Annotated in this window: 13 protein-coding genes and 1 pseudogene; 10 read left to right on the plus strand and 4 right to left on the minus strand. The window is 37.9% G+C overall.

Annotated features, from left to right (window positions below):
- Window positions 1–13 precede the first annotated feature (13 nt).
- The 9 genes from H4J54_RS01770 (at window position 14) to H4J54_RS01810 (ending at window position 13,599) form a co-directional block, all read left to right on the plus strand.
- Entirely contained in the window at window positions 14–2,137 is a 2,124-nt protein-coding gene (locus H4J54_RS01770) for a 4Fe-4S binding protein (protein WP_182189194.1), read from the plus strand.
- Between the two features lie 309 nt (window positions 2,138–2,446).
- The gene (gene nosP, locus H4J54_RS01775; protein ID WP_182189101.1) at window positions 2,447–3,613 is read left to right on the plus strand and encodes a nitric oxide-sensing protein NosP; all 1,167 of its coding nucleotides are present in this window, start codon (window positions 2,447–2,449) and stop codon (window positions 3,611–3,613) included.
- Window positions 3,606–6,155 (plus strand): PAS domain-containing hybrid sensor histidine kinase/response regulator, encoded by a 2,550-nt coding sequence (locus H4J54_RS01780; RefSeq protein ID WP_182189102.1) that lies wholly within the window; start codon window positions 3,606–3,608, stop codon window positions 6,153–6,155. The genes nosP and H4J54_RS01780 overlap by 8 nt, the downstream gene beginning before the upstream one ends.
- Window positions 6,156–6,364: 209 nt before the next feature.
- Window positions 6,365–8,677 carry a TonB-dependent receptor gene (locus tag H4J54_RS01785; RefSeq protein WP_182189103.1) on the plus strand — a complete coding sequence of 771 codons (2,313 nt, stop codon included), beginning with the start codon at window positions 6,365–6,367 and terminating at the stop codon, window positions 8,675–8,677.
- Between the two features lie 64 nt (window positions 8,678–8,741).
- Window positions 8,742–9,800 (plus strand): ABC transporter substrate-binding protein, encoded by a 1,059-nt coding sequence (locus H4J54_RS01790; RefSeq protein WP_182189104.1) that lies wholly within the window; start codon window positions 8,742–8,744, stop codon window positions 9,798–9,800.
- 104 nt (window positions 9,801–9,904) lie between these two features.
- On the plus strand, window positions 9,905–10,630 hold the full coding sequence (locus tag H4J54_RS01795; protein WP_182189105.1) for an ABC transporter permease: 726 nt from the start codon (window positions 9,905–9,907) through the stop codon (window positions 10,628–10,630).
- Entirely contained in the window at window positions 10,617–11,366 is a 750-nt protein-coding gene (locus H4J54_RS01800) for an ABC transporter ATP-binding protein (protein WP_182189106.1), read from the plus strand. Before H4J54_RS01795 ends, H4J54_RS01800 begins: the two co-directional genes overlap by 14 nt.
- A gap of 204 nt (window positions 11,367–11,570) precedes the next feature.
- On the plus strand, window positions 11,571–12,725 hold the full coding sequence (locus tag H4J54_RS01805) for a porin (protein WP_182189107.1): 1,155 nt from the start codon (window positions 11,571–11,573) through the stop codon (window positions 12,723–12,725).
- Window positions 12,726–12,942: 217 nt separating this feature from the next.
- Window positions 12,943–13,599: a response regulator transcription factor gene (locus H4J54_RS01810; RefSeq protein ID WP_182189108.1), complete on the plus strand. Its 657-nt coding sequence runs from the start codon at window positions 12,943–12,945 to the stop codon at window positions 13,597–13,599.
- A 251-nt stretch (window positions 13,600–13,850) separates the two neighbouring features.
- On the opposite strand, the pseudogene H4J54_RS19305 reads toward H4J54_RS01810, so the two are convergent.
- The 3 genes and pseudogenes from H4J54_RS19305 to H4J54_RS01820 all read right to left on the minus strand — a co-directional run.
- Window positions 13,851–13,991: pseudogene (locus tag H4J54_RS19305) on the minus strand (IS3 family transposase); the annotation flags it as partial.
- A 425-nt stretch (window positions 13,992–14,416) separates the two neighbouring features.
- Window positions 14,417–14,992, minus strand: coding sequence for a DNA starvation/stationary phase protection protein Dps (gene dps / locus H4J54_RS01815; RefSeq protein ID WP_182189109.1), 576 nt, complete (start codon window positions 14,990–14,992; stop codon window positions 14,417–14,419).
- A 148-nt stretch (window positions 14,993–15,140) separates the two neighbouring features.
- On the minus strand, window positions 15,141–16,058 hold the full coding sequence (locus H4J54_RS01820) for a patatin family protein (RefSeq protein WP_182189195.1): 918 nt from the start codon (window positions 16,056–16,058) through the stop codon (window positions 15,141–15,143).
- Between the two features lie 520 nt (window positions 16,059–16,578).
- On the opposite strand from H4J54_RS01820, the gene H4J54_RS01825 reads away from it, so the two are divergent.
- Complete coding sequence (locus H4J54_RS01825) at window positions 16,579–17,625, plus strand: NAD(P)-dependent alcohol dehydrogenase (protein ID WP_182189196.1); 1,047 nt, start codon at window positions 16,579–16,581, stop codon at window positions 17,623–17,625.
- A gap of 247 nt (window positions 17,626–17,872) precedes the next feature.
- Here H4J54_RS01825 and H4J54_RS01830 read toward each other — a convergent pair whose 3' ends face one another.
- The gene (locus H4J54_RS01830; protein ID WP_182189110.1) at window positions 17,873–20,422 is read right to left on the minus strand and encodes an excinuclease ABC subunit UvrA; all 2,550 of its coding nucleotides are present in this window, start codon (window positions 20,420–20,422) and stop codon (window positions 17,873–17,875) included.
- Window positions 20,423–20,799 lie beyond the last annotated feature (377 nt).

Raw genomic sequence — 20,799 nt, forward strand, 5'->3', positions numbered from 1 at the left:
TAATTTGAACATAATGACCTTATTAAGACTCCCTTTTTATTTTGTCTGCTTATTTTTTTGTATTTCTTTAACACCTGCCTTTGCTTATCAAGAGTCAAACTCATTTGAAAACAGTGAAGTAACGGTAATCCCTGCGAACATAAAAGCGATTTTCCCTAGTGCTACACGTATTGGCACTGCTGACCCTGATTTAGCCATAATCCCTGTTTACCAGCTTAGTCAACTTCTAGGTTATGTTTTTGAATCTGACGATTTCACTAATTTCATCGGTTTTTCAGGTCAAACCATTAATCTATTAATGGGTATTGATATCAATGGCGTATTCGCCGGCTTTAAAGTACTAAATCATCATGAACCTATTTTTTTACATGGTCTTGGCGAAAAGCCTATGTTCGACTTTATCGACCAGTATGAAGGGCATTCTATCAAAGAGCGTTTTATTATTAATGCCCAAGATGAAAATACCCTAGGTATAACTAACTTTGATGGCATAACAAGAGCAACGATATCTGTTATGGTGATTAACGATACTATTATTGCCTCAGCCTTGAAAGTTGCTAGGGCTAAATTAGAAGGTTTCGCTGCCACTGCAAGGGTAAAAATTAAAACAGATTTTTTTCAAAAACTCAGCTTTAAACAACTTATTGAACAAGGCTATATATCGCATTGGAAAATAAGTACCAAGCAAAGCTTACAACTTACTGAAGACATCTCCAGTGAATTAGTAAGCGTTATTACTGAATTAGCTCAATCGTCTGACGCTAAAGGTCGAGACTTTATTGAGTTGTATTTTGCCTTTGTTAACATTCCTATTATCGGTAAAAACCTTTTAGGTGAAATGGAATATCAACGCTTACTTGAAAGCCTAAAGCCTGGTGAACATGCTTTAATGGTGTTTAATCGCGGTACTTATTCTTATGTCAGTGAAAACTTTATTCCCCAAACAGTTCCTCCTCGCCTAAGTATTATTCAAGGCGAGTTTCCGGTAGATATTCGTGATATCGATTTTTATAGCTACTATGAACCTTCGTTCAATATGGAAATCCCGGATATTAATCAACAAAAAGTATTCAGAATAAAATCACAATCTGGCTTTGAAATAAGTAAACCTTTCGAGGTATCGCTCGCAGTCAATTATAACCAGTCATTCTTGTCTAAAAAGCAATACCAATTCACCACTGTTCTGGATTTACCTAAAAAATTATTTTACACGCCTGACGTTGTGATAGAAAAAAAACAACCTTTGTGGGTAAGAATATGGCTTAGCCGTACAGTTGAAATAGCAGTAATCTCACTATACCTAATTATTTTATCTTTACTGTTTTTGAAACAAAAGCAACTCGCTAGCCATGTTAATGCTACTCATAGAATACGTTTTACTATGCTAATATTTACTATTTTTTACATCGGATACTACACCCAAGGACAACTTTCTGTTGTCAATATATATACCTTATTATTGTCAGTAACTAATGGCTTTACACTTGAAGTATTTTTATTAGACCCGGTGATTTTTATCCTATGGCTATTTGTATTCATTAGTCTATTTATTTTCGGACGGGGGCTCTTTTGCGGTTGGTTATGCCCTTTTGGTGCCCTTCAAGAAATGATGGGGTTATTAGCAAAGAAACTCAGTATAAGACAGATAAAAATATCACCTAAACATCATAAACAGGCACAAAAAATTAAGTACATCATTTTATTCATCTTAGTTGGCACATCATTTTATTCGCTTTCTTTAGCAGAGAAGCTGGCCGAAATTGAGCCTTTTAAAACCAGTCTCACCTTAAATTTTGTTCGCTATTGGCCTTTTGTTCTCTACGCTGTTCTTTTATTGTTATTAAGTTTAAAAATTCATAAATTTTATTGCCGGTATCTTTGTCCCTTAGGAGCAGGATTAGCCATTATTGGTCGTTTTCCTTTACTGAAATGGTTAACAAGAAGAAAAGAATGTGGCAGCCCTTGTCAATTATGTCGTAACAAAAAATGTGATATTGACGCTATCAATCAAGATGGTTCAATTGATTACGGTGAATGTATACAGTGTTTAGAGTGCTTAGTGACTATTGAAAGTCCTAAATTGTGTGTTGTTAATAAGTATGGTGATCGGCCTATTAAAATAAAAAAGGTATCCTAATTAACAACTTGATATAAATATGATCACATTTATATCATCAAATATTAGTTTAAACCGATAAAATAGACTTATATAGATTTAAGGCCTTTGTTAGCATATATTATTAAAAAGTATAGTTATTATAGTTATGTAGTTTACTCAAGCGTTCATTGATAACGTCACTTGCTATGTTTATTGCCGATAACCCATTGTATTTAATGGTTCTATTTCAATATAAACACCACTGAATGGCGCTATTTTTCAAATAATAGAATATACCTAATCAACCTGCATTGGCATATAAAAACGTTAACACTATTAGGCTAAGACATGACAAATATAAAAACAATAGTCGCTGTTAGTAAATCAATTGATCCCTTAAAAGCCAGTCAAGAAATACAACAACAATTAAATCATCCTGATATTGATTTTGTACTTTTCTACTGTTCAGCCGTCTATCAATTAGATGAATTAGCAGCAGCAATGACACTTTGCTTAAAAGGTATAGACATTGTTGGTTGTACCACTGCAGGTGAGTTCACTCGGGATGGTAGTGAACAAAAATCAATTGTAGCCATAGGATTTTCCGGTAAATATTTTTCTATTAGTGCTATACAGATAGAATCCATGGAGGATTTTACGGTTGTTGATGCACAAAATACCATGTCTGAACTTGCTGAGCAGTGTTGCTTAAAAGAACTTGCACCAATCCAAGATAATAGTTTTCTAGTGACTTTACTCGATGGGTTATCAAGAAAAGAAGAGTTGTTCTTACAAACGTTAAATTCTGCTACTTATGGAATCCCACATTTCGGTGGCTCGGCGGGTGATGATGTTAATTTAGCCAACACCCACGTGTTTTACCAAAATAAATTTTATCAGCAAGCGGCTATTGTCATTTTAATCAATACCAAGTGCGCCTTTGAAGTATTTAATTGCAATCATATCAAATGCCCTACCGAAAAATTAGTGGTAACAGAGGCTGATGTTGAAAATAGAACTGTGTATGAACTCAACGCTATGCCTGCGGCAATAGAATACGCTAACTTACTCAATATCGATGTAAAGGATTTAACGCCAGAAGTGTTTTCACTCAACCCTTTAGCGGTAAAAGTAGGGGGGCAGTATTATATTCGCTCTATACAAAAGGTAAATGTAGAGGATTTAAGTTTAACTTTTTATTGCGCTATTGATGTTGGCATCGTGCTTGCTGCTGTTGAAATGGATAATATTTGTGATTCATTAAACAACAAACTAGAAAATATTACTCAACACTTGGGCAAGTCTGAGCTAGTACTTGCCTTCGATTGTTTTTTACGTCGTATTGAAATTGAACAAAAAGAATTAAATAAAGAAATAGAGTCCTTATATGCCAAATATAACATTGCAGGCTTTAATAGTTATGGTGAACATATTAACGGTATCCACTTAAACCAAACTTTTGCAGCTGTTTTTATTGCAGGAAATGAGACCAAGGAGGATAACGTTAATGAATGATATCTGCAGTGAAGTATCATTAATTGATCAAATAGCACAACTGACAGACCAAAATCGTAAATTAAAAAAAATTAATCAGGCTTTAATGGAACGGGTAGAAAATCATGGTAATCACTTTGCTCCTTACGATGCATTTGAAAACTCAGTCTATTTAGCTGAACAGGTAAGAGAAAAAACCCAAGAATTAAAAAGCGCTTTAGCAAATTTAAAAGGTAGTAACCGGGCTTTAATACATGCAAATGATAAAGCTAATCTATTTAAACAACGTTTTATTGATGCTATTGAAAGCATATCTGAAGCGTTTGTTTTACTCGATTCTGATGGCAGAATCATACTACAAAACAGTACTTTTTCTTCTTTTTGGGGAGGCCTAGGTCTTTCTACTGGTGTAGGTGTGAACCTAAGAGACCTAAAAGATAGAGCTAAAAGCCGTGGCATTATCCGTCATGTTCATCCCGGTGATGCCTATAATATTAATCCTGTTTATAAATTATCAAATGGTCGATGGTTTCAGTTAAATGAGCGTCGCACAATGGAAGGTGGTTGGGTAATGCTTTATAGCGACATTACGGCTTTAAAAACCGCCGAGAATGTCCGATACGAGCAAGGTATGGCCAACAAGACTTTATTACTGCAAAGTTTAGTTAACAACCTTTCTCAAGGTGTGGTGTTAATTAGCAGTCAGCAACAAATTGAAGTGTGGAATAAGCGCTTTGCACAAATAAGTCAACTGTCACCTATCTTACTCAAAGAGAAACCTTACTTTTCTAATATCAAAAATTTAACTGAACTTGATTTAGAGCCTAAAAAAGAACAAGCATACCATGTACAAATTTTATCGAATGGGACGGTTGTAGAAATAAGAGATCATCATTTAAGTAACGGTAAAGTAGTTAAAACATTCACTGATATTACAGAAAGACATCGCTATGCAGAGTCATTGCAAAAGAATGAACGTTGGCTGCGTTTAATCACAGATAACGTGCCCGCTATGATTGCTTACGTGGGAGCAGATCTTAAATTTCAATTTACTAACCAAGTTTACAGGGAGTGGTATGGTCATTCGTCATCAGAGCCTTATAACTTAGAAGATATCCGCAGCCAAACTAACTTTGATTATAGTAAAGTACAGCCTTACGTAAATAAAGCACTTGCCGGAGAAAGTGTGAGTTTTGATTCAGAAGAAAAAAACCAAGCAGGCGAGCCTTGTTATTTATTAAAGTCCTATGTTCCCAATATTGATATTGAAGGTCAGGTACTTGGTTTTTTTGTGCTTATACGTGATATTACCAACCGAAGAGAAAATGCCTTAGCCCTACAAAAAGCACATGATTTATTAGAGATTCGCGTACAAGAACGTACATCTGAATTACAGATAGAAATTGAAGGCCATCAACAAGCACAAATTGATTTAGTCAAAGCAATCAAAAATGCAGACAAAGCTAACATGTCTAAAACAAAATTTCTCGCCGCCGTTAGCCATGATTTATTACAACCGTTAAATGCTGCGCAATTATTTAATAGCTCTATATCAGAACAAGTATTAAACACAAGTTTAGCGCCTATTGTAAATTCTGTTGACGCTTCGCTCAATGATTTAGAGAACTTAATTTGTACCTTAGTCGATATTTCCAAGCTAGATGCTGGCGTTGTTCAAGCAGATAAATCTTCTTTTAAATTAGCTGATTTACTTGATAATTTAGCCAATGAATATCATCAACAGGCAGAACAGTACGAGGTTAACTTACATTACGTATCGACCGATATAATTGTACATAGTGATAGTGTTTTATTAGCACGCGTATTACGTAATTTTCTTTCTAATGCTTTTAGATACACTGAAAATGGTAAGGTATTACTCGGCTGTAGAAGACAAGGTGACACTGTCTCTATTGAAGTCTGGGATAATGGTGTTGGTATTGCTAGAGAAAAAATAAACGAAATTTTTCAAGAATTTAAACGACTAAAATCATCTAAAGTAGCCTTTAGAAATGGTTTAGGTTTAGGCTTAGCTATCGTAGATAAGATAGCTAAAGTACTAGAGCATTCCATTAAAGTTGATTCAGTTCAAGGCAAAGGATCAATGTTCTCGATTCAAGTACCCATAGGAAGAATTGATCAACTCCCTAGCAATAATTCTATGCCCTGCCAAATATTGCAAAGTACTATTTTAGCGCAACGCATTGTTTGGGTTATCGACAATGATGCCAATATATGTGCGGGTATGGCGCGTTTACTCGGCGGATGGGATTGTACTGTTATAACAGCAATCAGCCTTGAACATTTAGAGGAACAAGTTAATATTTATCAAGATCATGCTGATATTTTAATTGTCGATTACCACTTAGATGATGATAAAACAGGCTACTCTGCCGCTAAAGCTATTAATAAGGGACGAAAATCAATAATACCGACCTTGATGATCACTGCAAACTATAGCAAGTCACTAAAAAAAGAATTGGAAAACACGGGGATTTTATTGCTGAATAAACCCATAAAACCAATGAAGCTAAAAACATCTATGTTACATTTGTTAAGGTAAAGTTCAGAGATACTGTTCAGTATTTTATTAGTGAAATTAGTTGTAAAAGCCTCCTACCTTAGTAGGAGGTTTGCAGCAGAAAAACAAAGTAACACCTTGATTTAAAACAAGTTAAAATCAAGGTGTTTTCTGTGTCAAATATCCCCTAACATTCCATTACTTAATTATTCACGTTACATTATGAGTGAACTTATAACTTAGGAAGATTAATGGCTCGGCTTATTACACTAACGATTTTACTTTTTTCCTTGCCAGTATTAGCTGATGATATTGAAAAAATCAGTGTTATTGGGCAAACGCCCCTATCAAGCAAAATGTCTACAGACAAAAATATTATTGGTAGCGCACAGTATGTTAGCGTTAAGGATATCACCCGTGCTCAAGCGACATCACTCGCTGATCACATGAAAAATCAATTAGTTAGTGTTAATATTAGTGATGTCCAAAACAACCCTTTCCAACCTGATGTTCAATACCGTGGTTTTACTGCTTCGCCTTTATTAGGCTTACCACAAGGGATTTCTGTTTATCTGAACGGAGTAAGATTTAATGAACCCTTTGGCGATACCGTTAATTGGGATCTAATACCTTTAGCTGCGCTTGATAGTGTTGCCTTATATTCAGGCTCTAACCCGGTTTTCGGGCAAAACACCTTAGGCGGTGCCCTAGCACTAAAAACTAAAAATGGCTTTAGTTATACTGAAAATGAAGCTGATGTTCGCTTTGGTAGCTTTGGTCAACAACAATACTCAGTTCAATCAGGTGGTAACAACGGCAACTGGGGATATTACTTTATCGCTAACCGTTATACAGAAGATGGCTGGCGCGATTTTTCTCAAAGTGAATTAAAACAAGCATTAGCCTCGTTTAGTTTTCAAGACAACAATAATTATTTTGAACTATTGTTAGCTGCTAATGATAATGAGATGACAGGCAATGGTGCTGCACCTGAAGAGCTCATTGCGATTGAAGGTCGAGAAACGGTATATACCCACCCAGATAAAACAAATAACGACTATAAAACAATTAGCATTTCTAGTGATTCAACTATAAATGAACAGTTATCTTTGCAAGCCAATGCATATTATCGCCAAAATAAAATCAATTCAATCAATGGTGATGACAGTGATTATGACGGTTGTGATTTTGGCGCTGGTGAAACCTTATGTGAAGAAGATGAAGAAGACAGCTCGTTAACCATGGTTGATTTTGTCGGTTATGATGAAGGCACGCTATTTAGTGATATTACTACTCTTGAGTCCGATGACGTTGACGGCACATTAAATGACGGTGCTACAAATAATAAAAGCTATGGTTTTGCTACTCAACTGATCCATATAACAAGCTTTGCCCGTCATGAACAAGAAATAATTATGGGCTTAGGAATGGATAAAGCCGATATTAACTTTAAGAGTAATACTCAATTTGGCATACTTAATAATGATTCTGCTGATGATGATCGTTCAGTTTCAGCAACTGGTTTTTTTGATAAGGAATCTCAAGTCCGCTTAGCGGTAACCACTGAACAACAATATATTTTTGCCTCTTATTCCATGGTTTTTAATCAAGGGCTGACACTAAATGTTGCTGGCCGTTACAACAACAGTCACATCATTATGAATGACCTTATCGATGACGGTGAAGGCTCACTTGATGGTGATCATAAATTTCATCGTTTTAATCCTGCTGTAGGTCTGAATTATCAACTTAATAAAGAATTTACAGCCAAGCTTAGCTATAGCGAATCATCGCGTGTTCCAAGCCCTGCTGAGTTAAGTTGCGCTGATGAAGACGACCCATGTAAATTGCCCAACGGTTTTGTTGCTGATCCACCGCTTGAACAAGTGATCGCTAAAACGGTTGAAGCATCATTACAATATAATGCTGATTCGGTATCAGCTATTGCTACTCTATTTTCAACTAAAACTCTTGATGACATAATTTTTCAACAAGCGGGGTCAACCTCATCTGAAGGATATTTTGTCAATATAGATAAAATACAACGCCAAGGAGTAGAGTTAGCCTACTCTGTAGCCTTTACTGAGGTAACAGTTGGCACTAGCTATAATTACTTAAAGGCGACCTTTGAGTCACCTTTTATATCCTTTAGCCCAGTAAATCCACGTGGAGCAAATCGCCAAGTTAGCCCTGGAGATATTATCCCTGGTCAACCACAGCATCAATTAAAACTCCATGCAGATTGGCAAATCAATGGAAAAATTAGCCTTGGTACAGAATTATTATATGCGTCTGATTCGTATTATCGTGGTGATGAGGCTAATGAGAATAAAATGATATCTGCATACTCATTAATCAACATCTATTCTTCTTACCAAATGACCAAGCGGCTTAGATTATCAGCAAAAGTGGATAATCTATTTGATCATCAATATGATACTTTTGGTACTTATGGCGAAGCTGATGAAGTGTTAGCCGATTTTTATCCTGATATTGAATCGCCTTATTTTGTTGGACCCGCTAGACCAAGATCTTACTCTGTAAACGTTAATTATAAGTTCTAACAATAAAAAGCTATTTGCACTATAGGCAAGTATATTTTTTCTTTTAATATTTTAGGTGTTGTTAATGTATATACCCGCTGCTCGATTATTACTCATTATTATCCTTTGCATTAGTTGCGTAAAAATTAATGCAGACATTTATAAAAATTTACCAAACGTTAGTGTTGGGGTATTAAAATACGGCACAGTTAATTGGGAAATGGCCGTAATAAAGCATTATCAATTAGATAAAAAATATAACTTCAATTTACAAGTAATGCCGCTAAGTAATAAAAATGCCTCTGCAGTAGCGCTACAAAGCAAAGCGGTTGATATTATTCTAAGTGATTGGTTATGGGTAAATCGCCAACGTTTTAATAATAAAAATTATACCTTAGTTCCTACATCAATTGCCTCGGGTGGTTTGTATGTGAATGGTAAATCTAGTGCAAAATCACTACACGACCTTACTCAAGCTAAAATTGGGATTGCTGGCGGTTCAGTAGATAAAAATTGGTTATTATTACAAGCCTATGCACAAAAAAAATATCAGCTAAATATTAAAGACAAAGCTGAGATAGTGTTCGCAACACCACCATTATTAAACCGTTTAATGCAACGGAATGAGCTAGATGCGGCAATAAACTTTTGGCATTACAGCGCTAGATTGAGTGCTAATGGCTACAGGTTGTTGGTGAGTGTGCCACAAATGTTAGCTGAGTTAGGCATAACCAATAACGTGCCTTTGTTGGGCTGGGTATTTGAACAAGAATGGGCTATTAAGAACAACCAAAAACTCACTGGTTTTCTGCAAGCGTCTAATGAAGCTAAACAAATATTACTTTTGTGTGATGATGAATGGCAACGTATTCGCCCTTTAACAAAAGCAGAAAATGATAATGTCTTTATTGCGTTAAAAAATGAATATAGAACTAGATTACTACATAAATTCGGTACAGAAGAGATGAAAGCAAGTAAGCAAGTCTTCACTATTTTAGCAGAGCAAGGAGGCCGAAATTTAGTCGGTAAAGCAACAACATTGGCAGAGGGAACATTTTGGCAAACAGCTAAAATAAATCCATCATTTTCCAAAAAAGTGGCACAAGACACAACAAAACACTCAGTCACATGCCCGATAAAATAGGATCATAAACCATTAACCAACATGCCAACGAGCCAGCATTAACAAGTCGATTATTTACCTTGTTAGTGTCTGTATTGACATCACCAGTATATGGCCGATTATTAATGTTAATAATCATAGCTAGCGCCTGGCAAAGTATCGCTTGGTTCGTTGATAGCTCAGATTTCCCGTCATTATTCATTGTATTGGAAAGCTTTATTTATCATTTTTTTCAAGGTGATATGTTAGTTAATCTCAGTGTAACCCTAAGTCGCGTATTGATCAGTTTTATCATAGCTATGGTCTTAGGTGTCATTATTGGTATTTTAATGGGCATAAGTAAACGCCTTAATCAATTGTCAGACACCTTACTCATAATCATCCTTAACATCCCTGCTCTAGTGACTATTTTACTGTGCTACATTTGGTTTGGCTTAGTGGAGTCAGCAGCAATTATGGCTGTTGTCATTAATAAAGTACCTACTGTTGTCGTGATGATAAGAGAAGGTGCCCGTGTAGTAGATGAAGATTTACTCAATGTTGCTAAAGTGTATAAATTATCATTAAGTAAAACCTTTTTTAAGGTATTTTTACCGCAACTTTACCCTTACATTATGGCTTCAGCACGTGCGGGCTTGTCTTTAATATGGAAAATTGTCTTGGTGGTTGAACTTCTTGGAAGAAGTGACGGTGTCGGGTTTGCATTAAACACCTTATTTCAGTTTTTTGATATTGCAGGAATTCTTGCTTATACCTTTGCTTTTATTTCAATTGTGTTAGTTATCGAAAACCTAATTTTCAGACCACTGGATAAGTTAATTGCTAGGGGAGTTCATCATGATAGAACTTGATATTGCCATTAAAGATAAGTACTACGCGAATAGCCCTTCTATAGTATTAAAAGATATACAATTTAGCGTTAAACCAGGGGAATTTATTGCCATCATTGGCCCTTCTGGCTCGGGGAAAACCACATTACTAAATATGCTTTCTGGGCTTGAAGATGCCACAGGACAAAAACTATTATGGAATGCAAAAACACTTAATGACTGTAAAGAATATCAACTAGGTTACGTATTTCAACAACCAAGATTAATGCCTTGGTTAACGGTTAACGAAAACATACAGTTAGTGTTACCTACAGTACAAGAGCAAAAAATTGAGACCTTGTTAACGCAAGTTGGCTTAGCAGGTAAAGGTGACTATTATCCCAAACAATTATCTGGCGGCATGCAACGACGAGTAGCTATTGCAAGAGCTTTTGCTGTTAACCCTGAGCTAATTTTGCTTGATGAGCCATTTAACTCTCTTGATGCGCCAACAGCAGCTAAACTCAGGCTATTACTGGTAAACCTATGTAAAAGTTGTGGTAGCACGGTTATTTTTGTTACTCATGATTTAAGTGAGGCGATTAACTTAGCTGATCGTATTATTTTTATGAGCAACTCACCCAGTTCAATCATTCATCAAGTCACTGTTGATTTACCTAAGCCGAGAAAAGGCTCAGGTAGCATTGAACTTGCTTGGCAAGCAAAATTAATGAATCAGTACCCTCAAATACTCTCTGGCAGTCTCTGTACCGATTAAAAAAAGACGCTTTATCATCCTTCAGCTTCTTTTACCCTCCTTAAGTAGTAAACGATCGAAGTAAGACTAAGGCATGTTTTTTTTCAACATCATTACCAGTAGTCCTTACTCATAGAGTTTTTTATTATTGCTGTAATTACAATAAAACATCATATAAAACGATGTGATTACAATAAAACCTAAAAAACATAAAGGAAATAAAACATGACTACGAAATTTAAATTAGCTGCAATCGCCCTAGCCTGTACCTCAGCGTTTAATGCAAGTGCCGCGGTTGAACTTTATAACAATGATGATGGAATGACGTTTACTGCCGATGGTTTAGTTAACATATTTTATTCTAGCAGTGATAGTGACCAAACTGATGCTGAAGGCATAGAGACAAACAGTAAACAATCACGTGTGCGAACAGGCTTTTTACCAAGCTATATTGGTTTAAATTCGTCTAACCAAGTGGGTGATTTTAAAGTAGCTACGCGTTCTTCATTTTGGGTTTCTCTAAGTGATACAGACAATAGTCGTGATGAATCACCTGGTGATTTAGGTACGGGAACATTAATTGATGTTCGTCAATTTTATGCTACGGTAAGTGGTGATTTTGGTGAAGTATTAATTGGTAAAGATTTTGGTCTATTTAACCGTTCTAATATTTTTGGCGATGAACTACTCATTGGTCATGGTCAAACATCTAACACTCTCGGTTTAGTTGAAGGCAATAATGTCTCTTTTGGTAATATTTCTACCGGTTACACTTATGCTTTTCCAAAAGCACAAATCACCTATAGATCACCTGATATGAGCGGCTTTAAATTAGCGGCTGGTATTATGGATCCTAATAAAGTATCTAAAACTTCAAATGAAGAAACACCACGTTTTGAAGCTGAATTAACATACAACACAACAATTGATGATGGTGCATTAACCGCTTGGGTTAACGGTATGTCACAAACAAGTGAATTAGCCGGTGTTGATTATGACTCATCAGGTGTTGGTTACGGCGCTAACGTTAAATTTGCAGGATTTTCATTAACGGCTTCCGGTTTTGGCGCTGAAGGTGTAGGACATGTTGCAGGTTTAGATACTTTTGTTGGAGCTGATACGAATGAGACTGATGGTCATCTAGTACAAGCCTCATACACTATGGGTGATAACCGTTTTGTCTTATCTTACGGTGAATCTACAGTAGATGACGGTACAACAGAGACAGAAAGTAGCAATACCAATGTTTCTTATTTCAGAACAGTGATTCCTGGAGTAACTGTGGTAGCTGAATTGAATAAAACTGAAATAGATAATAACCAGACTACAGTTGCAGAAGAGAATAATGTTTTCTCAATTGGTGCAGTGGTAACCTTCTAATTTATAACTTTATAGCCTGTCATAAGGAGCAGAAAATTCATTTCTGCTCCTTATCAATTAATCACTTCAATTAAACACATAAAATTAATGTAACAAATAGAGTTTAAAATTGATTGTTTTATAACTTAAAGATGAGATTCTTACGACTAAGGGATGATTAAATAGTTAAATTCTCTCTGGTAGAGTATAAAGGTGTATTTATTCAACAGGCAACACCATGTATAAAATTTTAGTCGCTGATGATCATCCTTTATTTAGGGATGCTGTTATAAATATTATTTCTCAAACTTTCCCTGAGTCTGAAATTTTTGAATCCAAAGACATTGAATCAACGCTCGCTTTAGCGCAAGAAACTAATGATATCGATCTTATTTTACTAGATTTGAACATGCCTGGCATGTCAGGTCTTGCCGGTTTACTTGATTTACGAAATCAATATCCAACAATTCCAGTCGTTATTATTTCAGCAGAAACTGAAAAACAAGTAATATTGCAAACTATTGCTTATGGAGCTGTTGGCTTTATTGCAAAGTCATCCGCGAAAGGTGTCATTGGTGACGCTCTTAAGAGTATTTTTGAAGGTAATGTTTATTTACCGGCAGATATTATGCGTTCACAAACAACAGTTAACACATCAAAAGAATTCGAAGTGTTACCAGAAAAAATGTTTTTATTAACACGCAGAGAATTAATGGTGTTAAAACACTTAACCAAAGGGGAAGCAAATAAACAAATTGCTTTTAACTTAAATATTTCTGAAACTACGGTAAAATCACATGTTTCTTCTATTTTGAAAAAGTTAGGCGCATCAAACCGTGTGAAAGTTGTTGTCGGTTGTAGCAATATAGATTTTAATCAATATTTAAAACGTTAATATTAAATATATGTTTTACTTAAATAAAATCAGAAATTCTTATAACGGTATCTTACTGTTTTCAGTATGAAAATCCATTATTATCAAAAAAAACTATATATTACTTCAATTCAAACTCAATTAGAGAATAGTAATTGATTTATAAAAATATATGATCTTGAGTCTATGCGGTAAATAGAGTCTACACTGACCTGGTCAACCAAATTCAGTCACCCTAGTTAAACAAGCATTTTTAATGCTTTACCTACTAACTAAAAATTATTTAGGCTTTGGAAATCCAAATAAAAATGAAGCCTATGCTTATTGCACCACATGGTTATGTAATTCAATATATCTTGCTGCACGTCATAACCTGCTTCATAGTGTCGTCAGTGCACAGGTTCTTGCTTTAGTAAGCATGGCTGATTAGATTACTCTACAGGAACACCAAATTTTTTAAGCCAAGGTTTTGCTATGTCCAAATCCCCCCCAAAAAAACTCCCGAGCAAGGTATTAAAAAACTAGAACAACAACTGGTAGACAGTCAACTCAAAGCGCAAAGACAAGTTATCAAACAAAAACATATAATACCTTAACAATTACAAAGGCTTGCTATTTTATTGGTATCACACGCCAAGCTTATTATAAACAATGTCTACGCAGGCACTGAGAACGAGAATGCCAATGACGAGTCAGAAAAGAGCAAATTTTAGCTATAGCTAAGTTATTTAAGCTTCAGATGAATTCGTGGAATTTGATACCGTATTGAAATATATGTCGAGGAGATTGATGACGCCAAAGGCGCCATCGTAGATAAATGTAATTCGATCCGCTGGGTTTAAGAAAGTGCAGATTTTGCTGCAGCCAACTCGGTTTGGCTGTTGGCAGTGAGTAAATCACCATCAGAGGATTCAAGATGGGCACGAATGAACCATTGGAACTGCTCAAGATCAGTCAACTGACCAATTAGCATGTCTTCCGATACCGGATCAAGTTCTGCCATTTCACCCATTGCTTTGCGATGATCACTGTTTACCCCGTTATACACTAAATCAAGGGCGGCCAAATGCTCGATGACCAATGCTTTGCCTAACGAATAGTCATGCCAAGTGCGACGGTCAGCAATAGATTGCGGAGTTCCTACCGGTGATCCGCCCAAAGTAGCTATTCGCTCTGCGATGGTGTCGGTCATCTCACGCACAGCTTCTACTTGAGGGTCTAGCATTTCATGAACGCCGATGAAATTGGGGCCAACAACGTTCCAATGAACGTGCTTTAGCGTAAGAGCCAAATCGATCAGCGCTACCATACGTTTGTCTAAAGTGGATATTGCTCGGTTAGCAGACGTTTCATCCATGCCTGGCACTGTGAATTTAGTTGATTTTTGCTGATTTCTTTGATTACTTATAGTCATTGTTTCTCCTATATGCTTCAAAATAACCGGAGAGGTATACCTTGCCAAAAATGGCATAAAGCGCCTCTCCCTGACCCATTCACACTATCAAATGCGCAAGCCCTTTGTCAAACAACAGAAACCGTATTGGGTGTCACGAGTGAAACATTTATGATGTCTGCAAAAAAGTATTACCTGCATCGATACCGGCACGATAATCATGCTGTAAATCCATATCCGAACTGCCTAAGCTTTTACTTCGAAGATGGTCTTTAGCAAAAATTTGAATGAGCTCGACATCGTCAGGAGGGTCAGCGATAAAGGCGAGCTCTTGGCGATAAGCTTGCTCATGCTGAACCAAGTAATCAATGGTTTTTGGGCAATGCCCAGACGAGTAAATCCATGACTTTAGTTTTTTTAGCCAAGCCGACTGAGCATGAAGATCAGCATTAACAGTACGAATAATAACTATTTTTCGAGCACCGCGGCGATAGGCTTCACGCACGGGTAAAGGCTCAGCTAGGCCACCGTCAAGGTAATAATCAGCTTGAGCTGCTTGTGCCTTATTAAACGAACGAGCATTTAACCTAGGCGTAAGTTTAACTCCTTCTTTATATAAAAAAGGTAATGCGCTCGAGGCTTTGAGCAACTTTCGCCAATGATTACTATTGCCGTTTGGGCGCAAAAAATAACCTTGCCTATCACGTGAATTTGTTGCGGTGATCAATAATTCTCGTTTTCCCAATGATTTCTTTGCCGCCGCAAAGTCTAAGGCAAATCTACCTTGAATGGTGTTATCAAAGTACCAATCCAAATCCACAACATTGCCCCCGACTAATCCACGGCCTAGCTTATAAAAACGCTTTTGACGCGATAAACCACGGATTAATTGTTTGGCATAGCCTTTTTGACGAGATAAAAAGCTCGTGATATTTTGCGAGCCCGATGACGTCCCTATAAATAAATCGAAAGGATCAAAATCATTCTCTAACCAAGCATCTAAAACACCTGCAGTGAATATTCCTCGTTGACCACCACCTTCAGCAATCAGCGCTATATTTACGCTCAAATCAATTCGCCCTTCTATTGTTGACCTTACACTTTGTAGTTCGTGAAGATAACTCCCCGAACACCCTTTGTGGCTCAGACAAATACAATCTAAAACAGAAAGCTTCTAACATGAGTTAAAGGTCAATTTTTTTAAAAATATATAAATGCTATCACAATTCAATAAAAAACCATTAAACCTTTGAATTAAATAAATAAAAAATCAACTAACATAGGTTAAGCTCGTTAAAGTCTAAAAGTAAGCAGCAACAATAGGTAGATGTGTAATTACAAACCCAATTAAACTATACACTTAACAAGTAAAAGCGTCTAACTGGAGGTCCACTCTGACCGACAAACCCCTTTGACTGAGTTTGTTTAATATTGCTTATTTAAACTTGCTTGAGCACCTTTGATAATTCACCAACGTTAACTTAGCGTACCCTGTTTATTTATAAATTAATTGAGGCAACCACTATCCTGACACAAGGGGGGTTTACATTCAAAACTCATGTACCATACTCCATGGTCTTAAATTTTTAAAAGACTATGGAGTTATGATGAAGACAACGGGATATGCAGCAAAGAGCCAAGGCTCTCAACTCACTGAGTTTTCTTTCGAACGCCGTGATTTACGCAATAACGATGTAGAAATTGAAATTCTATACTGCGGTGTGTGCCATACAGATTTACACGCCGTACGAAACGATTGGGGCGGCAGCAAATACCCTCTAGTACCTGGACACGAAATTGTAGGTAAAGTAATGTCGGTAGGTAGCGACGTTACAAAATATAAGCAGGGCGATACAGTCGCTGTTGGTTGCATGGTGGACTCATGTAAAAGCTGTGACCAATGCGATAACCACGAAGAACAACTGTGTCGCGAGGGTATGGTTGGAACCTACTCGGGTAAAGACAGAATAAGTGGAGAAATGACCCAAGGCGGTTATTCAAAACATGTTGTTGTGCGTGAAGAGTTTGTCCTCTCCGTTCCTGAAAGTTTAGAGCTATCACGCGTTGCACCACTCTTATGTGCTGGTATTACTACGTATTCTCCACTACACAAATGGGGCGTTAAAGAAGGTAGCCGTGTCGCAGTCGTTGGCTTAGGCGGACTTGGCCATATGGCAGTTAAAAACGCTGTCGCTATGGGAGCAACCGTCACCGTCATTGGCCGTAGTGAGTCTAAAAAAGATGATGCGATAAACTTAGGCGCACAACATTACTTAGTGTCAACAAACGATGATGAAATGGAAGGTTCGAAGTCTGCATTTGATATCATCATTGATACCGTACCTGTAAAACATGATTTATCAATTTACACACCACTACTCGATATAGACGGGACGCTTGTTATTGTTGGACAAATAGGCCCAGTTGACGAAGTTAACACGGTACCATTATTAATGGGTCGTCGTCGTATTGCGGGCTCATTAATTGGTGGCATTAAAGAAACTCAGCAAATGCTTGATTTTTGTGGTGAAAATAACGTATTGCCAGAGTGTGAAATGATCAATATTGACGAAATTAATACCGCATACGAGCGAATGGAACGCTCTGATGTTCGCTATCGTTTTGTTATTGATATGGCGTCGTTAAGCGCATAATTATTTAATGAGTAATTAATAACTAAAACCAGCACTGTAAGCAGAGCTGGTTTTTTTTGCCGCGCCGATTGCATAGTTTTCATGACATTTTAAAACAGCGACAGACAAGTAAAGTTATATTAGAAATAAATCAACAACCACTTAAAAGCGCTTTCATAATGTTAGTGTGAGTTTCAAACTTTAATGTCTTATCGCAAACATTAACATCCAGTTTCATACATTAATATGCTCGCACATTTTCCTGACTCTAAGACAACATAAATGGCGCCGTTAGACTGGTCTTCGATTTTGCTACTTGTGCTGGTGGTCCTTGTGCGACAACTAATCCACCTTCATCACCAGCGCCAGGTCCAATGTCGATAACCCAATCGCTGCTGCTAGCAACCTGCATATCGTGCTCGACCATAATAACGGTGTTACCTGAGTCAACCAATCCATTTAATTGCAGCATTAACATCGACACATCTTCTTGATGCAGCCCCGTAGTGGGTTCATCGAGCACATAGAGCGTATCGCCGCGCTGTGACCGCTGCAATTCTGTTGCAAGTTTAACCCGCTGAGCTTCACCTCCCGACAGTTCTGTGGCAGGCTGACCAAGTCTGAGGTAGCCTAGCCCAACCTGCAGCAACGCATCTAGAGCCCGCACTACTGAAGGTTCATTTTCAAAGAATTCGCGCGCAGTCTCTACCGTCAAAGCAAGGACTTCGGCGATGTTTTTGTCGCGATATGTTACCTCAAGTGTCTTGTCGTTATAACGCTGGCCTCGACACACTGAACAAGGGGAGTAGACACTAGGGAGAAATAACAATTCCACACTAACAAATCCCACGCCTTCACAATTCGAGCAGCGTCCCTTAGCAACGTTGAAAGAAAAACGACCAGCGTCATAACCGCGTGCTTTCGATTTTCGAGTCGAGGCAAATAACTTCCGCACATGATCAAACAGGCCGGTGTAGGTTGCAAGGTTTGAGCGCGGAGTGCGACCAATTGGCTTCTGATCAACGCTGACTAATCGTCGCACCAGTTCCATGCCCGCAACGATCTGTCCGCTGGTTGATGTTTCTAACTCTCGTTCAAGTAAGGCCGTCTCGCCACTGGGCACCTCAACGGTCTTTTTTTGACCCAGCGCATCGTAAACCAGTTCGACAAGCGCCTGACTCACTAGACTAGATTTACCCGAACCTGAAATACCGGTAACAGTTGACATAACACCGAGAGGGAACTCAATATTTAGCCCCTGAAGATTGTTTCGTTCAACCCCTTCTAACTTCAACCATGCTGTAGGCTTTCTTGGCAACTGTTTCGCGCTAGCAAGGGGTGAGAAAAGATGGCGACTGGTATGTGATCCTGTCACTGCACGCAAACCTTCTAACGGTCCGTTGTAAATCACTTCGCCACCGTGGTTGCCCGCGTTCGGGCCAATGTCTACAATCCAGTCAGCATGTTGAATAACGCTGACATCGTGCTCAACCACGAATAAGGAGTTGCCAGCTCGAATCAGTTCATCCAATGCCCCTAACAAGGATTGAGTATCGGCTGGGTGCAGACCTGCCGAAGGTTCATCTAATACATAAACGACGCCAAACAGCTGTGAACGGATCTGTGTTGCCAAGCGCAAGCGCTGTAGTTCTCCCCCTGACAAGGTTGGTGTGCTGCGCTCCAAAGACAGATAGCCCAAACCAAGCGTTGTGAGCGCTTCAACGCGAACCAAAATATCTCGGGTAATTCGCTGAACAACAATGTTTTTTTCTTGATGCGGGTCACTGTTTTTTGAGGCTTTATTGGCAGCATAGCGCAAGCGTTTAGCTAGCTCATTTAAAGTTAAGCGCGACAGTTCACCAATATCAAGTCCAGCAAATTTAACCCTTAAAGACTCTCGTTTTAATTTCTTTCCCTTACAGTCTGGGCATTGAGAAATATGCATGAATTGGGAAACACGTTTTTTAGTTCTTAGACTTTGGGTGGTCGCAAAGGAGTGCATAATAAAGTGTTTAGCGCTCGCAAACGTGCCCATATAATGAGGCTTTTCACCCTTATCAATCGCCTCTAACGTTTGCGCGAAATCATATTCGGGGTAAACCGGCACTGTGGGTGTTTCTTCAGTAAACAGGATCCAGTCACGCGTCTTCTTAGGTAGCATCTTCCACGGTTTATCAATGTCGTGTCCAAGAGAAACCAGTATTCTGCTAAGGTTCTTACCTTGCCACGCAGGTGGCCATGCTGCAATGGCACCCTCTCTAATCGTCTTAGTATCATCAGGAACAAGCATCTTTTCTGTGACTTCAAAAACTCGACCAATGCCATGACATTTGGGGCAAGCACCTTCTGGTGTGTTTGCAGAAAAAGAATCTGCATACAGTATTTTTTGCCCTTGCGGATACTGCCCAGCACGAGAATAAAGCATGCGTAATGCATTGGAAATTGTTGTCACACTCCCTACAGAAGAGCGAACAGAGGGCGTGCCTCTTTGCTGCTGCAGTGCGACCGCTGGTGGCAGACCGTCGATTGAGTCTACGTCTGGTTCATCTACTTGATCGATTAATCGGCGAGCAAAAGGAGAGACTGAATCAAGATAGCGGCGCTGTGATTCTGCAAACAGAGTCCCGAAAGCAAGCGATGACTTTCCAGAACCAGAGATGCCCGTAAATACAACGAGTGCGTTACGAGGTAAGTCTATATTGATATTTTTCAGGTTGTGAACGCGAGCTCCGCGCACTTGAACACAGTGTTCAGCATCACAAGGGACGCTATTTACTTTCTTTGGGGCGATAGTTGATCCTCCTTTAGCTTTACTCATTTAAACTTTTACTTCTTTTTGTTGCGTCACGTTGCCTAAGTAATAGTGCCATGACCCATACTGATTGAGGCCCAACCTATTCTAACTAACACAGCACATAAAACAGTGTTATTTTGTATTCCGCTAATTAATAAATGGAACGCTTAAAAAACTAAAATATTGAAAGCAATTAATATTAAAATAACTTTTACCACTTTATCTATTGTTCTTTTTAAATTATGAATTATGTTAAATCCGTTGATTAATAGACGAAAATAACCGATTTTGTCTCACTCAAGAATATAAAAGAGAGGTAAATATAGAAAATGAATCATATATTTTCATTTTATGAAAAATGACGTTTTATTCTACCTATAGACAAACTGAGTCCTAGTTCT

Origin of the sequence: Colwellia sp. MB3u-8, assembly GCF_014076985.1 — a bacterium.
Taxonomy (GTDB): domain Bacteria; phylum Pseudomonadota; class Gammaproteobacteria; order Enterobacterales; family Alteromonadaceae; genus Cognaticolwellia.

Bases quoted from the DNA above. Each gene is read 5' to 3' on its own strand.
- H4J54_RS01830 (WP_182189110.1), bottom strand. From the start codon at position 20,422: ATGAGTAAAGCTAAAGGAGGATCAACTATCGCCCCAAAGAAAGTAAAT.
- H4J54_RS01785 (WP_182189103.1), top strand. From the start codon at position 6,365: ATGGCTCGGCTTATTACACTAACGATTTTACTTTTTTCCTTGCCAGTA.
- H4J54_RS01770 (WP_182189194.1), top strand. From the start codon at position 14: ATGACCTTATTAAGACTCCCTTTTTATTTTGTCTGCTTATTTTTTTGT.
- dps (WP_182189109.1), bottom strand. From the start codon at position 14,992: ATGACTATAAGTAATCAAAGAAATCAGCAAAAATCAACTAAATTCACA.
- H4J54_RS01800 (WP_182189106.1), top strand. From the start codon at position 10,617: ATGATAGAACTTGATATTGCCATTAAAGATAAGTACTACGCGAATAGC.
- H4J54_RS01790 (WP_182189104.1), top strand. From the start codon at position 8,742: ATGTATATACCCGCTGCTCGATTATTACTCATTATTATCCTTTGCATT.
- H4J54_RS01780 (WP_182189102.1), top strand. From the start codon at position 3,606: ATGAATGATATCTGCAGTGAAGTATCATTAATTGATCAAATAGCACAA.
- H4J54_RS01825 (WP_182189196.1), top strand. From the start codon at position 16,579: ATGAAGACAACGGGATATGCAGCAAAGAGCCAAGGCTCTCAACTCACT.
- H4J54_RS01810 (WP_182189108.1), top strand. From the start codon at position 12,943: ATGTATAAAATTTTAGTCGCTGATGATCATCCTTTATTTAGGGATGCT.
- H4J54_RS01795 (WP_182189105.1), top strand. From the start codon at position 9,905: ATGTTAATAATCATAGCTAGCGCCTGGCAAAGTATCGCTTGGTTCGTT.
- nosP (WP_182189101.1), top strand. From the start codon at position 2,447: ATGACAAATATAAAAACAATAGTCGCTGTTAGTAAATCAATTGATCCC.
- H4J54_RS01805 (WP_182189107.1), top strand. From the start codon at position 11,571: ATGACTACGAAATTTAAATTAGCTGCAATCGCCCTAGCCTGTACCTCA.